The 16,804-nt window shown below is 44.1% G+C and carries 13 protein-coding genes; 9 read left to right on the top strand and 4 right to left on the bottom strand.

All coding sequences use genetic code 11. The features are described from left to right. Window positions 1-228: 228 nt before the first annotated feature. Window positions 229-1,524, bottom strand: a complete 1,296-nt coding sequence (locus IEY48_RS19080) for a sigma-54 interaction domain-containing protein (protein ID WP_229786580.1) — start codon at window positions 1,522-1,524, stop codon at window positions 229-231. A gap of 246 nt (window positions 1,525-1,770) precedes the next feature. Here IEY48_RS19080 and IEY48_RS19085 point away from each other — a divergent pair, with 246 nt between their 5' ends. From IEY48_RS19085 to IEY48_RS19095, 3 genes are all read left to right on the top strand, one after another. Next, entirely contained in the window at window positions 1,771-4,860 is a 3,090-nt protein-coding gene (locus tag IEY48_RS19085; protein ID WP_188923155.1) for a choice-of-anchor O protein, read from the top strand. A gap of 275 nt (window positions 4,861-5,135) precedes the next feature. Next, on the top strand, window positions 5,136-6,248 hold the full coding sequence (gene aguA / locus IEY48_RS19090; RefSeq protein ID WP_188923156.1) for an agmatine deiminase: 1,113 nt from the start codon (window positions 5,136-5,138) through the stop codon (window positions 6,246-6,248). 121 nt (window positions 6,249-6,369) lie between these two features. Continuing rightward, complete coding sequence (locus IEY48_RS19095) at window positions 6,370-8,076, top strand: amidase (protein WP_188923157.1); 1,707 nt, start codon at window positions 6,370-6,372, stop codon at window positions 8,074-8,076. A gap of 157 nt (window positions 8,077-8,233) precedes the next feature. Here IEY48_RS19095 and IEY48_RS19100 read toward each other — a convergent pair whose 3' ends face one another. Together IEY48_RS19100 and IEY48_RS19105 are read right to left on the bottom strand one after the other, a co-directional pair. Beyond that, a complete protein-coding gene (locus IEY48_RS19100; protein WP_229786581.1) occupies window positions 8,234-9,133 on the bottom strand; it encodes a patatin-like phospholipase family protein in 900 nt (299 codons plus the stop codon). A 4-nt stretch (window positions 9,134-9,137) separates the two neighbouring features. Next, window positions 9,138-10,082, bottom strand: coding sequence for an SDR family oxidoreductase (locus tag IEY48_RS19105; RefSeq protein ID WP_229786583.1), 945 nt, complete (start codon window positions 10,080-10,082; stop codon window positions 9,138-9,140). Between the two features lie 180 nt (window positions 10,083-10,262). Between IEY48_RS19105 and IEY48_RS19110 the strand changes: the two genes are divergently transcribed. The 6 genes from IEY48_RS19110 (at window position 10,263) to IEY48_RS19135 (ending at window position 16,145) form a co-directional block, all read left to right on the top strand. Further along, window positions 10,263-11,153: an AraC family transcriptional regulator gene (locus tag IEY48_RS19110; protein ID WP_160053268.1), complete on the top strand. Its 891-nt coding sequence runs from the start codon at window positions 10,263-10,265 to the stop codon at window positions 11,151-11,153. A 114-nt stretch (window positions 11,154-11,267) separates the two neighbouring features. Next, complete coding sequence (locus IEY48_RS19115; protein ID WP_229786585.1) at window positions 11,268-11,975, top strand: fibrobacter succinogenes major paralogous domain-containing protein; 708 nt, start codon at window positions 11,268-11,270, stop codon at window positions 11,973-11,975. 76 nt (window positions 11,976-12,051) lie between these two features. Further along, a complete protein-coding gene (locus tag IEY48_RS19120) occupies window positions 12,052-12,354 on the top strand; it encodes a hypothetical protein (RefSeq protein WP_188923159.1) in 303 nt (100 codons plus the stop codon). A 363-nt stretch (window positions 12,355-12,717) separates the two neighbouring features. Next, entirely contained in the window at window positions 12,718-13,629 is a 912-nt protein-coding gene (locus IEY48_RS19125) for a 2OG-Fe(II) oxygenase family protein (protein WP_188923160.1), read from the top strand. A gap of 1,201 nt (window positions 13,630-14,830) precedes the next feature. Then, window positions 14,831-15,490 (top strand): DUF4145 domain-containing protein, encoded by a 660-nt coding sequence (locus tag IEY48_RS20485; RefSeq protein ID WP_229786588.1) that lies wholly within the window; start codon window positions 14,831-14,833, stop codon window positions 15,488-15,490. A 118-nt stretch (window positions 15,491-15,608) separates the two neighbouring features. After that, a complete protein-coding gene (locus IEY48_RS19135; protein WP_188923161.1) occupies window positions 15,609-16,145 on the top strand; it encodes a hypothetical protein in 537 nt (178 codons plus the stop codon). Between the two features lie 543 nt (window positions 16,146-16,688). On the opposite strand, the gene IEY48_RS19140 is transcribed toward IEY48_RS19135, so the two are convergent. After that, a partial coding sequence (locus tag IEY48_RS19140) for an IS3 family transposase (protein WP_188920184.1) occupies window positions 16,689-16,804 on the bottom strand: 116 nt, incomplete at its 5' end.

A 16,804-nucleotide genomic window follows, 5' to 3' on the forward strand; every position in this document is an offset into this window, starting at 1 on the left:
TATATATTGAAGCACTACAATACAAAACGCGGGCATAGTTATATTAATTATATGACCCCAACAGCAGCTGAAAGTGCTGCTTAAAACGCAACTCTTGTTTGTGTACAGATTTACTTGACCACATCAGTCCGTACGTACGGTTCTGTGAGAGGGATGGGGCGGTGACGCCTCACCCTACTCGATGTTTTGTAAAATCGCTTATATGACCTTCTATATATAACGCTTTCGCTATTGTATCTTGCGGTATAATGAGCGAGTGCTAATACCTGCTAGCGCAGCGGCTTTGTCTTTATCACCATCGACACTGTCAATAAGTCGCCTTAGGTAGTTAAGCTCATTGTTTTTTAAGTCTGTTGTCGAACCTGAATCCCCACTAATTTTACGATCGATCTCAAGGCAGGTTTTAATCACATGATGATCAATTATTGGGGTGTTTGATAGCACTAATGCTCGTGACAAAATATTACGTAGCTCCCTAATATTACCCATAAAGTCATGCTTTTTCAGTAAGCTTATGGCGCAATCTGTCACGCTATATTGACCACTTTGGTCAATTCGTTGAAGAATGGTTTTTGTTAACAATGGGATATCTTGTTTGCGTTCCTTTAAAGAGGGGATATGAATCGGAAAAACATTGATACGATAGTATAAGTCTCGCCTAAATTCCCCCCGTTCTACCATGCCAATAATATCTTGGTTTGTTGCGCAAATCAGTCTGAAGTCTGACCGCTTGGTTTCTCTACTACCTACAGGGCGATATGTGCCGGTTTCAATAAGCCGTAATAATTTGATTTGTAGTTCATAAGGTACGTCGCCAATTTCATCTAAAAACAATGTCCCGCCATGGGCCACTTCAACTAGGCCTTGTTTATTGTACAGCGCGCCAGTAAACGCGCCTTTTATATGGCCAAATAACTCACTTTCAAACAAGGTTTCGGTCAAACCAGAGCATTCTAAAATCACCATAGGGTGTTCTTTTCGATTACTGGCGAGATGCACTGCCGCCGCCGCGATTTCTTTACCGCTTCCGGTTTCGCCCACTAATAACACCGATGCTTCAGTCGGTGCAACGCGGGTAATATTTTCGACTAGTTGATTAAATGCAGGGCTGGCGCCAACCATTTCATTATTGCCAATTTTGGGGTTGGCTTGGGTGACCGACTTTAACAACTCAATAAAGAATTTGACCTCACCCTTGTCGTTTAAAATGGGCAAAATTTCAATGTCGATATGTTCTTTACCATGTGGCGAATGATGAATATGCAGTACTCGCTCTTTTTTGTCAGAAGCAGATGCGAGCGATAATGGACATGTTTCTCCAGCCTGATCACAAGGGACATCATTAGCATGAGACACCTTGTAGCAATAAGCCTTTTGGCTCTGATCGATTGCCCCGTAACTTTCAAGATAGTGTTTATTCGTTGCCAATATTTGGTATTGCGGGGTGACCAACATTGCTGGGCAATCATAAGCATTTAGCATAATGGCAAAATCTTTATTGCCTTGTTTTTGGCTAATCTGCATAACTGACTCCATTTTTGTCAACAAAATTGTCACTTATGACAATTATGTTAACAAAAACAAAAACTATGTATATCAATCAAACACATAAACTTGATGTTTATCAGTGTTTATCGAAAGTTTTTTGTGTGGATATCATTATGGCGCGGTCATTGCTGTATATAAATTATCCAATTAATTTTGGGGTTAAGTGATAGAAAACTAACAATAATATTTTTCATTTAATAATGACAATAAGGAAATTTTATTATGAAATTTAAAAAGTTACTCTATTGTATGGCCGCCGCCTACCTTTCAAGCGCAACGTGTTCGATTGCCTTTGCAAGTGAGGTTACAGCGATATCTCCGCATGATGATGGTGGGGTAATCACTGAAGATTTAGCGTCTAAAGGTAAAATTATCAGGCTGCCCAATGGCGATTTAGTCAGTGCCTATGCTTATGGCAATAGTCAAAGCAAAACGGTTTATGACTTGAAAGCCCAAAAAGAACGTCCTGCGCAGGATATTTTTATACGCGTATCAAAAGATGACGGTGTGACTTGGGGGCAAGCGGTTAATATTTCAGATACGGCACGCAAAACATCAAAGCAAAGTTACTGGGTATCGGATGGTAATGGTGGTGTGTCTCTCGCTGATTTTTACGGTGACTCAGGCAAACCAAACATCTTTGCCGCTGGTGGGCATGTTGCCGTGACATGGGCTGATAAATATTGTCCTTCAATTGATGCCGATGCAACAAATCTCAATGATGACATCCCTGATTATAATTATCATCAGGGGGCAGCAACCTACCTTGACCGTGAGGGAAGACAGCTACCTTTTAGTTGTACTTACATTGCTTATACTAAAAATCCCAGCGCAGTCGATGCGGACAGTAATCCTACTGGCGGTACCTGGAAGCGCGAGCAGTTAAGCTTTGGTGAACGTGATGCCAAGCAAAATACACCTAGAGCCACCAGCTATAGTGACGGGGCCAAAGTGGCGTGGAACGTCGCCTGGCAAGAAGACCCTGAAGGGTTAAAAACCGGTGATGCTGATGGCCCAGGCGATGGCGCCAGTGGTGCGAACGTCAATAAAGGTACCGATATTTGGTACACCTATATTGAGGACATGAAAGCGCCCGCGCTTGCTGATATCTCATTTGCTGCCAATGTGTCTCGTGTTACCAACAACTTCAAAACGTTCAAAAAACGTGAAGGGGATGATGTTGTTACCGAATTAACCGGATACCTTGATCCAGTCTGTGCAGTCACACCAGAATGTGCTGACACACAGCCATTACTTGTCGAAACGGGTAAAGAAGGCGCATCACGTGCCAATTTAGGTATGGTTCAAGTACCTGGAGAAAAACCCGTTACTATTATTGCCTATGAAGAAACCAAAGGCGGTGGTGAAGGTGTCGATTTTGGTAAGGTTGTTCGTTATCACCGCTTTACGTTTGACCAGCCACCCGCAAGTTATATTAATGTCTCGTTCAGCTCTGGCTTACAAAAAGGCGGCAGTTCAACGGGTAATTCCCAAAACCAGAATCAACCTGGCGCTAAAGGCAACTTTACCGATGATGATACCGTTTACAATGGTGAAGATGTACAAGTATCCTATCCAGATACTGAAGGCGTGGTCAGTGATGTCTATCAGTCCCCCGATTGGCAAGACCCTGCACGTATAGGATGTGTGCTTAGTAATCCTGGAGAAAATGCTCGACGCGTGCGCTTCTTTTACAATCAAGTTGCAGGCATGGATGAAACCATTAATCAAAGCGGTACCAAATTGATGGTTTTCTGGAAAGAAGGGGCGTATGACCAGGGTGGCCCTTCTGACATTATGGGCCGCATTGGCGTAGTGGGAGAGGAAGCCACAAACACAGGCTTAACACCGCTTGATTTTACCCCAGCTGTCGATACCAGTTTTACAACGTTTACCCGTTATGTTCTGACATCGACAGGAACGGTTGTTTATCCTGATGGCGTTGGTGGTTATGTCGATGGTGTTGGTAATGCAGTTGACGTTGTCGACGGTGATGCGGTTTTAGATGTCACCTATGAAGAAGCGGGTGGCTGTAATTACTACTTAACCGACGATGAGCGAGACGCCATACCGCCAGTAACTCTGTCTGATCGTATTAGCAACTCAGGTGCCGTTAACCTAAGTACTAATGCATTTGCAGAAGTCACTACTGATGACTCAACTAAGACCATTGAAGCCTTAACCATCACGACTGAGAATAACAACCTTGAAGATGCCCGTGCGCACCGTGGTGCTATTCGTGGTGATACTATCTTGTTTGGTTACAGTTACACATCAGACTGGGCATTGGCCAAGTACACAACTGAAGATAACTATAACTTCTTCACTCGTCGTAGTTACGATGGTGGTAATACTTGGACAGGCACCCAAAACTTGACCAATTATTTACCAGCATTAGAAGTCGATATTAAAGAGCCACGGATTGTGGGGGCGCCTAGTAGTACCTCTGCCTGTGACTTAGCGACTGCACCAGATGGTGAAAATTGCCAAGATCCTAATGCCTTTATCGTCGCCTGGGGTTCTATCAAAAATACCTTAGCGCATATTGGTACGGGTACAGAGCTTGATGTGTTTGTCACCAAAACCAGAGATGGCGGCCGCACTTATGAGCCACTTAAATTGTTATCTGCCAATATTACGGTGCCATTAGATCCAGAGGGCGAACCTGACTTTGAATCACAACTTAGAATGAAGCCTAACGGTGACAATTTGTATGCGGTATGGATGGAAACCTCAACAGATGAAGCTGGATATGAAGATACGGTGGTAAGATATCGTGCTGAAGCTGACCTTGAAGATGCAGGCGCGCCTATGACGTTACTTGATGATGGCACCTACATTTACAACTACAGCCAGCCTATTACGGTCGACCAGGGTAGTGTAACTGGCCTTGTTGTGTCTTCAACAACAGCAACGGGGACAGATTATACTTATCCTATGCCGCAATTTAGTTACAACGTCACAGGCCTTGTTGAGGGTAGCACTATTGCCGTAACCATTAATTTTGGCAGTTCATTACCCACAGACTTTGTGTTACTCAAAGTGATGGCTGATGGCTCTACTGTTGAGGTTGATGAAGCTTATTGGCAGCTCATTGGCGATAACTTGATACAAGTGAGTATCACAGACGGTGGAGAGCTTGATGAAGATGGCGAAGCCAATGGTACTATTGTCGACCCAGTCACTGTGGGAGTACTGAGCTCAACAGCAACTACCACATCTGGCAGTAGCAGTGGTGGTAGCTTAGGGTTACTTGAATTGCTACTCGGTGTCTTTGGACTTGGGCTATTAACCCGCAGAAGCAAAAACTAACGAATCATTGGTTTGATTTAATCGTGTTAGCGAAAGCCTCCTTCGACAAAGGGGGCTTTTTTGCGCAGAGTCTCGCCCGATATGTGTTGGGTTATCTTGCGCTCAATATATTTGAAAATAGTTATCAATGCCCTGCATACAAGTATTTAGCGCAAATAGGCTTAAATGATATGATATCTGTCATATTTTGACTAAGCTCAAATTCACCCAGAATTTCGTCCTATATTAGGGCGCACAACTTTATCGTTTTTCAGCATTACTGGAGACCAAAATTCATGACCAATGCGAATGTGGATGCCACACCATTATCTACAAAGCCATCACAAGATGGTTTTCACATGCCAGCCGAATGGGCGGCTCAGCAAGCTGTGTGGATGCTTTGGCCATATCGCCCAGACAACTGGCGCGCAGCAGGGGCTTATGCTCAAGCAACATTTGCAAACGTTGCCGATGCCATTGGTGCTGTAACACCAGTATACATGGGCGTTCCCAAGGCATTTTTAGCACAGGCTAAGACGGTTATGCCTGCTCATGTGACCTTGGTTGAAATCGATAGCGACGATTGCTGGGCCCGTGATACTGGCCCGACAGTGGTGGTAAATACTAAAGGCGAATGCCGCGGTATTGACTGGGGCTTTAATGCCTGGGGTGGTCATAACGGTGGTTTGTACTCTCCGTGGGATAAAGACGAGCAAGTTGCGCAGTTAATGAACGCTCAACATGGGTTTGAGGGTTATCGCGCGCCGCTCATTCTTGAAGGTGGCTCAATTCATGTCGACGGTGAAGGCACCTGCATGACCAGTGCTGAGTGTTTACTTAACAGCAACCGCAACCCCGATTTGACTCGTGAGCAGATAGAAGCTTATTTGTCTGAGTATTTAAATGTGCAGCAGTTTATCTGGTTGGAAGATGGCGTGTACATGGATGAGACCGACGGACATATTGATAATATGTGCTGTTTTGCTCGCCCAGGCGAAGTGATTTTACATTGGACTGATGATCAAAACGATCCACAATATCCTCGCTCAAAAGCGGCTTTAGATGTGTTACAAAATGCGGTAGATGCACAAGGGCGTAAATTAAAAATTCATTTAATGCCACAACCAGGTCCGTTATATTGCACCGAAGAAGAAGCCCAAGGCGTAGAAGAGGGCACGGGTGTACCACGCACAGCGGGTGAACGTTTAGCGGGTTCTTATGTGAACTTTTTAATTACCAATCAGCGCATTGTGTTCCCACTGCTTGACCCTGCAACAGATGATATTGCTGCGCAAAAATTACAAGATATTTTCCCAGAGTATGAGGTTGTGGGTGTACCTGCCCGTGAAATCTTATTAGGCGGCGGTAATATTCATTGTATTACCCAGCAAATTCCTTCTGGACAATAAATAAAAACCTAGACCAAAAACCAAAGGAAGACGGTGAATGTTTAGTCACTGTCTTTCATTATATTTATCTTTAAGAGCAATTAACCTTTTACACAATTGCCTTTCAAGAAGAGGTTTTAACATGTTTGAAGTCACTGAGATTTCTATTTCCGAGTTGCGTGCTGCGCTTGGGTCGGGCCGCACTACATCGGTTGAACTGGTTAAGTCATATTTAGCGCGAGTTGATGCTTACGACGGCCCAGCAACAGAGACTAAACTAAATGCCTTGGTGGTGCGCAATCAAGATGCGCTAAAAGAAGCCGAGGCGTCAGATGCGCGAAGGGCGCGTGGCGAAACCCTGAGCCCACTTGACGGCATTCCTTATACTGTAAAAGACAGCTATTTGGTTAAAGGATTAACGGCAGCGTCGGGCAGCCCTGCATTTAAAGATTTAGTGGCTCAATACGATGCTTTTGCCGTTGAACGTCTGCGTGAAGCAGGGGCAATATGCCTAGGTAAAACCAACATGCCGCCTATGGCTAATGGTGGCATGCAACGCGGCCATTATGGCCGTGCCGAAAGCCCATATAACGCCAATTACCTTACCGCACCTTTCGCTTCTGGGTCTTCCAATGGTGCAGGTACTGGCACCGCCGCAAGTTACTCTGCTTTTGGCTTAGCCGAAGAGACATGGTCGAGCGGTCGCGGACCTGCATCAAATAACGGTTTGTGTGCCTACACGCCCTCGCGCGGGGTGATTTCTGTGCGCGGTAACTGGCCACTGACCCCAACTATGGATGTCGTAGTGCCTTACACTCGCACCATGGCAGACATGCTAGAAGTGCTTGACGTGATTGTTGCCGACGACCCAATAACTCGCGGTGACTTATGGCGCCTGCAACCCTGGGTTGAAATCCCCAAAGCCTCTAAAGTGCGGCCACAATCTTATCTGGATCTTGCCGCTCAAGCTGGCACGCTTAAAGGTAAGCGTTTCGGGCTACCACGCATGTTTATCAACAAAGATGAATTGGCTGGCACCAGCGAAAACCCAGGTATTGGCGGCCCAACCGGTCAGCGCATCAATACCCGTGCATCGGTAATCGATCTGTGTGAAGCGGCGCGTAAAGCATTGGTAGCCGCTGGCGCTGAAGTTATTGAAGTTGATTTCCCGCTGGTATCAAATTGCGAAGGTGACCGCCCAGGTGCGCCAACTGTGTACAACCGCGGTATAGTGACACCAGAGTTTTTGGAAGATGAGTTATGGGAGCTTTCTGGCTGGGCTTTAGATGAATTCTTGCGCGCCAATAATGACCCGAAACTGAACAAACTGTCTGACGTAAACGGCCATTTGATTTTCCCCCATGACTTAGGCACCCTGCCAAATCGTGAAGGTGATTTAGCCGCAGGCATGGATGAATACGTCAATATGGCCAAACGAGGGCTTAAGTCATATAACCAAATCGACAGCGTTCCCGATGGTTTGCGCGGCCTAGAAAAAACCCGCAAGTTGGATTTAGAAGATTGGATGGATGAGCTCAAACTCGATGCTGTGTTGTTCCCAACAGTGGCTGATGTTGGCCCTGCTGATGCGCATGTAAACCCCGCGTCGGCAGATATCGCCTGGAGTAACGGTGTTTGGGTTGCTAACGGCAACCTGGCGATTCGTCACTTAGGTGTGCCGACAGTGACCGTACCAATGGGCGTGATGGCTGATATTGGCATGCCTGTTGGGTTAACGTTTGCCGGCCGTGCTTATGACGACAATAACCTGCTGAGGTTTGCGAGTGCATTTGAATCGACAGGCAACAAACGCGTTATTCCTCCACGCACGCCAGCGCTGGTTAAATAAACACTAAATTTAAGTGTTAAATTAAGCGCTAAGCACTCATATGAAAACGGGATTGGTTTATCAAAGCCAATCCCGTTTTTTGTTTCTAGCATTCAGGGGGGGCGTATTTCACTGAAGCTTTACGTTTATGAGTCGAGACAAGTCAATTAGCCGTGTTTTAATTTAACAGTAGCGCTTTAATCTGCGGTATCACAGCCTTTGTTGCAAGGTAACCCGCGTTAATCGCTTGTGTTTTGTCATCGAATCCGCCAATGCCATTTGGCTCATATAAAGGAGAAATCACAATATCGGCACTGTCTAGTTCTGGTTGCGACAGTCTGCAGCTTTGCATCCTAAATACGGCTAGGGTTAACTGGCTGGCAGACACTTGAGGCTGAGTTTGGTTGTGGCAATAAATGTCGACAGCAATGACCCTTTTGGCACCTAACTGTTTGGCTGCGTAAACCGGCACAACACTTAAAATACCGCCATCGATCAAAATATCCCCCTGGTGCTCAACTGCTATAAATACCCCCGGAATCGTCGATGAGGTTTGCACTGCATGGCCCGGATTACCCGACCGAATGGTCACCGTATTGTGTGTGGTCATATTGGTCGCGGTCACCGCCACAGGTATCGGCATATCTGCAAGGTCGTCATATTCTACTTGCGCGTTTATCCAATCGGATAGATTTTTACCATTAACTAAGCCTTTTGATGACAATACAAAGTCGGCAATATCGCTCATCCCCACGTCTTCAATGGCTGCGGACATAGCTTGATAACTCATACCTGACGCGTATAACGTTGCCGCGATTGAACCTGCAGACGTGCCGCTGACAACATTGGGTTTTATCCCTGCCTCTTCTAAAGCTTTGATGACGCCTAAATGCATAAAACCACGAACACCGCCACCACCAAAAGCGATGCCAAGCTGGTGCTCTGCATTGACTGTTGGCGTTGACGCATTAAGATCCTTGTATATCAGGTCGTTATAAAGATTTGGCGATGAGCAAGCCATTAACCCCAGCGTTGCAAGTGTCAGTAATGTGACCAGCGTTAGTGTTGGTTTTTTCATTCGATCAAAGCGACCAGTTTAGTGATGTTTTGTCTAACGATAGCGCCCAAAGCTTGGCTGCCATGTCTTGATCCAGTGCAATGCTCTCGAGTTTATTTTGATCCACAGGGCCAACAGTATTGGCTCGCTTGGTGGGTCCATAAAGTGTGCCAGGTTTTAGCCCTTGCTCAGTTGCACACATGACTTCTGGCCATGCGCCTTTTTCAGCTGATTGAGCGATAACCCGAGACATTACTGCCCATAGCATTTTATTAAAGGTACTCGCGGTATCCATAAGCAAGTTGGTACGAGAAGCGCCCGGGTGACAAACCTGTACTTCAACGTTTTTTCCCGCCGCTTTTATACGGCGTTGCAACTCGTAACCAAACATCATTTGTGCCAGCTTACTTTGTGCGTATGAGTCCCAGGCGGTGTATTTTGTGTCAAAGTTAAGATCTTCAAACTTAATCCGTTTAAGCCCCATTTTGTACGCGTTGCTACCCACCATCACAATTCGGCCTTTAGCCTCGTTAATGCGATCAAACAGCAAGCCACACAATAAAAAGTGGCCAAAGTGGTTTATCCCAAGTTGGCTTTCAAAACCATCGACGGTGAGATGTTGCTTGGCGACCTGTGCAATGGCGCCATTACAGATAAGTGCATCGATGATTGGCGTGGTGTTTAGGAGTTCGTTTGCTGCGTTGCGCACCGATTCAAGCACAGCCAAATCGACCTGAATAAACCTTACATCAATGTGCTGACCTAATGACTGCTTTAATGCTTCAATTGCGTTAGCTGATTTGCTTGGGTTACGGTTCAGCATAACCACCTTGGCGCCTTTACTGAGCAGGATGCGAGAGGCTTCAAAACCTGCGCCACTGTTAGCCCCTGTGATCACATATGTCTTTCCTACAAGTGAGCCAATGCGCTCAGGAGTCCAACCGTTTTTACCAAATTGTTGAGTCGTCATCATCGTTACCTTTGTTGTGAAGCTAGGGGCTTTAGCAAGTGCAATCATTTAATTTGCATGTTGCTACGAGCGGTAGTAGTGTTACCTGAAATGTACTATAACTCTCAGGTTGAGATGTAAATAGGCTCATTAGTCGCTAAAACGTGCCTATTTGTATCTATTTGGTGAGACGGTGTGAAAATGATCAAACAAAAGATAAAGCAGTTAGTAGAACAACGCATTAGTGCCGATGGCATAGTCGAAACCGCCATTAAAGGGGTGAGTTTGTTTAAAATTACCCAGGCAATGCCTTGTGCTCCAGCCGTTTACGAACCCACAGTGGTGGTTATTTTGAACGGTCGAAAAGAAGCGATTCTCGATGGCGACAGGTATATCTACGACAACAGTCAGTACATGTGCTGCACCGTCTCATTACCTGTCGAGGCCGGTACGCCTGAGGCTTCACCCGAGGAGCCATTGCTTGGGGTTTATATCTCGCTCGATACCAAAGTGATGACAGAGTTAGCCATTGAGATGGAGAGTGCCACAGGTGCGATTAAGCAGCCTAAAAGCAGCTCACAACCACAAGGGCTTTCTTTAGCAAACTGGGATGATACTTTTGCTGATGCGCTACTTAGATTACTGCAACTCGATGGCAGCATGGATGCATCAATCCTAGGCGAAAGCCGACTACGAGAGCTGTATTACGCCGTATTGAAAGGCGACGCTGGTATTTCAGCCAGAAGAGCGTTTGGTATTGGTAACGAGATTGCTCGCTCAATTGAGTATTTATCCTTAAACCTAGGCAAAAATGTCACCATTGATGATTTAGCTTCTTTAGTAGGGATGAGCCGAGCGGTCTTTCATCGTAAATTTAAACAAGCTACCAGAATGTCGCCTATTCAGTTTATGAAATCGATGCGCCTTAATCATGCCGCCATGCGAATTGTTGCCGGTATGAATGTCAGTGAAGCTGCGATGAAGGTTGGCTATGTCAGCTCCTCGCAATTTAGCCGAGAATTTAAGCGTATGTATGGTACGTCGCCTAAGCAATGGAGCCAATCTAAAGCGTTAATTGAGCATGTGGCCTAGCCATCAAAATCGAACATTGATACAAATAGGCATGTTTTAGACAGTATATCGCCTAGTTTGCTACGGGTTTGAGAGTTAAAGTTGTTTACATAAAAGTAATGTAGGGTACCCATTATGAAACAACTCATCTTATCGATAGGAGCAAGTATGGTTATTGCAGCAACAGTCACAGCGGCATCGGCCAGCGGCATTAACAGCGAGTTACAACAACTTGAAAATACTGTTCAAGACAGAGAGGGTAATGTTTATCGCACCGTTAACATTGGCGAGCAAGTTTGGCTTGCTGAAAACCTACGAAGCACCCAGTTTCAAGATGGCTCAGCAGTAAGTTCGGGCGCAGTGCCAAATGATGATGCGGCAAACCTATTAACATACGGCCGCTTGTACAACTGGCATGATGTCGCTGATCAAAGAAACCTTTGCCCAGTAGGCTGGCGAGTCGCCACCGATGAAGATTGGAAAACCCTAGAGCGCACTATAGGTATGCCAGAGGCTGATCTGCACAAAGACGGCTGGCGCGGCGGTGAACAACATATTGGTTTACAGTTAAAAGAGGCTCAAGCAGATGGTCTATTTGCTAAATTCGAACCATCGCTTGTCAATAAGCAGCAGTTTTTTGCAAGACCTGCAGGCGTTAAATGGAACGGGTTTTACATTACTCAAGGCGCTTACACCGAGTTTTGGACCGCAACCAGCGCAACCGACAGCCAAGCCATTATTCGCACACTCGCATACTCGTGGTGGAATGCGCATAAACACGAAATTCGCCGTGCGACCAGCTCAAAAGATTATATGTTTTCAGTGAGGTGTGTCAGGATTTAATGCTGTGTTAAAGTTAAATTTAACGCTTTGTGACAAGCTGAAGCAATTCAAGCTTTAGCTCTTTAAGGAGGTCGGCATGGAAAATGTGATTAAGTCTGTTACCGCAACCGTACAAAATGGGGTCGCTAAATCAGATGGTAAACTCATTCTGACCACATCACATATTAATTTCGAGCCGTACAATAAACGGCTTGGCCTTGGCCCATACACATTTGAACTCTCTCACATTATCAAAGTTAAAAAATCTATGGCCAAAGGTGCAGGGATTTTCCCTCTCTCTACTGATGCCATTGAGCTAACGTTTACAGATAACCAGATGAAAACATTCATTTTGGGGAATACGGATGAGTGGATGAAGCTATTGACGCCTGCTGGCTAGCAAACGCATTCATTTCAACGGAAAACTCGTATGGATACTCCAAATTTATTGTGATGTGTAGAATTACTAACGGGCACACTTCTGGCCAATCCTGACTTTGACAATATGATGGGGTTATCTGAATCTGTTCACGGTGCATTTGACGCATTATCGCATGAGATATTGAACACTCTGAAAGCATACGAGTAATGGATTTGGAGCTAGAACAACAGCTAAAACCAAGGGAACCCACTCTCATTATAAATAAAATCTTAATTCTGTTTGCTTGAGGTGCATATTTATTTAGATAAACAGATGTAATAAATTGAACTCCTCGCAAGGTGATAGCGATCGCCGAGCCACAGAATAGGAGTTTTACCCATTATGTCAGCAACTCAATTACAACGTACACGCGCATTAACATTACCTTCACGCGAAGCCATGCTTTACCGTGAGCCATCAGTACAGCAGTTTTGGAATAACAATAAAGCGTTATTCAGTGATGCCTGGAAAGAATGGCAACAAACCGAGCAAAAAAACGAGTTTAGCCTTGATAGTTCATTACTTGATAAGCGATTACGTGAAGCGGTAACTCAAGCCTGGCAAGACCCAAGTAAAGAAGTTGCAGTTAAAGATTTACTGCAAGAAGTGGCACCAGACGTGTTTCAATTGCAGTTTTTTGATCCTGAGCGTTTAGCGGTTTTACGCAACTATTTAGAAAGCGTATGGAATGCACAAATTCCATTGCGTCCACCTTACGGCATTGTGCTCAATCGTCGTGGTGCTATGCTCGACAGCCGTTCAGAAGGTTACCTTGCCGCGCCAAATTTCCAGGCTTTTTATCATGAAATGTTAAACACCTATATGCGCCCAATCGCGCGGTTGTTATTTCCTGAAATCATGGGCTACGACACGCAAACGTTTGGTTTTTCGATTCATTATCAACCCAATACTGACAGTTCGATCCGTCCACACACGGATGCATCGGCGGTCACATTAAACATCAACCTAAATTTGCCAAGCGAAGCGTTTACCGGCTCTGCAGTCGACTTTTTTGATGTGGCGACAGGGCAAAAAATTGCCTTAACATTTAAGCCTGGCACCGCCATGGTCCACCGTGGCAATGTCGTCCATGCTGCGCAACCGATAACCAGCGGCGAGCGCACCAACTTTGTATTGTGGTTATATGGCGACCGAGGCCAAATACCACCACAAGGTGCTAAGCGCCCAATCATAGATGCAGGCGAACGTTGGACAACACCAACGGCAACATTAGATAGCTTTGCGCCGTTTTAATTAGTTTATGGCAAAAGGTTAACTACACCCCTCACGTTGTCCCGGCATTATTTTGAGCCGGGACTCTTTTTTATGGCCAGCGGCCACTAGCGTCGTGGCGCTTCGCCCACAGCAGAGTATGAGTGTCCAATGAAAGTAAGTCGCTACTTTAGATGCTATCTAACGAATTTGGGGATGAAAATTTATAAAAATTCAAATCAGGCTAAATTGAGGTGTTAGGCAAAGATACTCAAATGAAATCACTTCTATGACACGCGGTAAACCCATCCATGGGCGCTCTGCGAAAACATCCATGTTTTCGAAGGTCATAGCCGCGATTACATCGGCCGTATAGTTATCTTCGATTTAACCTTGTTTGAAATTGAAAGATCTAACGTATTTTGGGATAGAAGCTTGTTAGCTATTTTCTCGTCTTCCCGGCAATGCTTTTGAGCCGGGATCCAGGTGTTAGCTTTTATTGTTATGTACTTATGGCCAGCGGCTACTGACGCTGTGGTGCTTTGCCTATTGCAAAGCATATGACTGTAAGGGGTTATTTGGCTTCAACATGGTATTCATTTACCGACACGCACTCGTACATCCATGTAGCTCGACCACTTGTCTGATGTGAAGGGATTCACAAATGCCGTGATGGCATGGTCAATGATGTTCCCGACATCATAATGACATTTCCCATATCCATATGGGTCAGATGCCAATGAGTGGCCATGGGACGGTCGGCTCGCAAACCACCATGATGAAGCTGTTAATGTTTGTCTTATCTACAGGTTTTAAAAAAATCAGTTTAGTGAGATGTATGCGTTGGTCAGACTAAATTTTAATCGTGTATAGCATTTATAATATCCATATGGGTTAGATGTGCGTGAAAGGCCATGTCTGGACTCACGTATTCTTTTGTAAAGCGTCTTCAACGGCCTCAAGTTAAGAGTTGAATGTTGGCTTTTTCATTGAAACCTATTTACGAAATTCTTGGTTTTACTATGGCAAAACCTACCTTAAAGTTGTAATCAGAACAGACAATTAGCCGAAAGGTTGTACAAAATACCACTACCGCAAAAAAGCAAATTCCTATAGCATCTTAAGTTAAGTAAAGAATTACCGATTAATATGGATATGACATTGTCCAAGTCCTACAAGCGATTTATGCCTTGCAAACAGCCCAACGCATAAATACTGAAACGTTACATGTAAAGGAGATACTTTGAGAACAATAAGAATTTTAACGCAAGATAACTCAATTAAATTTGATTGCCCAATCTGTAAAGCAAATTCTTTATGTGATATCCAATACATGAGCATCCAGAATTTTGGGCTATCAACTAAGACATACATGCTGGTTTGCAGGGCATGTGGCGATGGTTCTGTTTGGAAGAAATTCGATATAAAGGATAATTTTATTTACAGTCTAAGGTTAGTCGATCCAATCCTTCCAGATGCACCAGAAGCTTCACTTGATATGCCAGAAGATGTTAAAGCTGACTATGAGGAAGCTAGGCTTATAGCCTCATACTCACCTAGAGCTGCAGCAGCACTACTAAGGCTGTCTCTACAAAAGTTGTGCAAACACCTAGGTGAGCCCGGCAAGCATATAGATACAGATGTTCGGTCACTCGCTAAGAAACCAGAGTTTGGAGAGCGTCTAGTAAAGGCTGCAGACACTTTGCGGATAGCAGGCAATAATGCAGTGCATCCCGGTGAAATGGACGAACAAGATATTGATAATATTTGTCAAGGACTTTTTGGCCTGCTCAATTTAATCGTTCATGCAGGTATTACCCAAACAAAAGAATGGGATGCCATGTACGATGGACTCCCAGAAAAGCCTCGAAAGGCTGCTGAGAAAAAAGATGGTCGTGAGTAAACACGTAACAAGGAAAGGCAAAATCGCCCTTCGGGCTGGACGCGCTAATGTGCGCCTTTGCTTGCAGCGTTATACGTAATTTGATTTATATTCGAGCCATCATAAAAGGAATTTATTAGTGACAACGACAATTTTAACTGTGCTCTTTTCAAGTTTCTTACTTCCAACTTTACTGCTCATATTTACGTTAAAGTCACGTTATAAAGAACATGCAACTATAATTAATCAACACTATAGAAATGCATTTTTATTAAATAGTCACCCTTTGAATACAGCCATAAATCCTCTTGATAATTCAGGCAGAATTGCAATTTGCCTTAAATTAACAACATGGCTTTCATTATTTTCAGGTTCTGATCTATCACTAAGAGTTCAGCACCTTAAGGAGTGTTTGGAAACTGATAAGAATATTCGAATAAAAATTGACAATATAGGGATTACTAACATATCAATGCGGTGTAATGATGATGAGATTCAAGAATTGTTCAATAATCACCTAAGTAATACTTTAAGGTTTTTCTTTAATATTAAGTTGTTAACAGCCTCTTCACCTGAGTCTAGGAAGTTGTTGAGGACTTACAAGGATGACCCTTCTATCTATTTAGATCGTGACAATGGATATTATAAAGACTATCTGACAATTTCATACAGGTAGTCTTACGTATAACATATTTTAGCCTCCCGCCAGTCAATAGGCGAGCCTAACTTGTTTGACTACTTTTGTGGTCAATTAACATGGCTAATCAGACCTAGAATATTCAAATGATGGCTGACGTGGTTTTAGTCCTGCATGATTTGAGTCCTACTATTTTGTTTATAATATAGACAAGCTGCAATAGGCGATGCATTAACAAGGGCTAAGCCCTTTTTACCTCAAAAACTCACCAAACCCGCTTTATACTCTCTCTAAAAACAACAAAACATCTGCATGTTAAATAATAATCTAATATAAAATAAGTTATTGAAGTTAAATCAATTTTAATTTATTGGCTCTAAAGGAATGTTATGTGATTTGCAATCAGCACTTGTAGTGGGTAATCCATTGGATTACACTTAATTTATGCATACGATCGTAGAATTACCCGAATACAAGAAACGAGTTGAGAAACTTCTTTCGGATGATGAGAACAAGCAAATTATTAGTTATCTTGCATAGCATCCAAAATCCGGAGTGCTAATGCAAGGTACTGTGTACTGGTCAAGCCAAACTGGACACTTTTAATTGAGAATTTTCAAACTCTACCGGTGACAGATCACCATTAGCTGAATGAAGTCGCTCCAAGTTGTAATATTTCATGTAAGCCGTCACATCTT

This window comes from Shewanella saliphila (assembly GCF_014648295.1).
GTDB classification, from domain to species: domain Bacteria; phylum Pseudomonadota; class Gammaproteobacteria; order Enterobacterales; family Shewanellaceae; genus Shewanella; species Shewanella saliphila.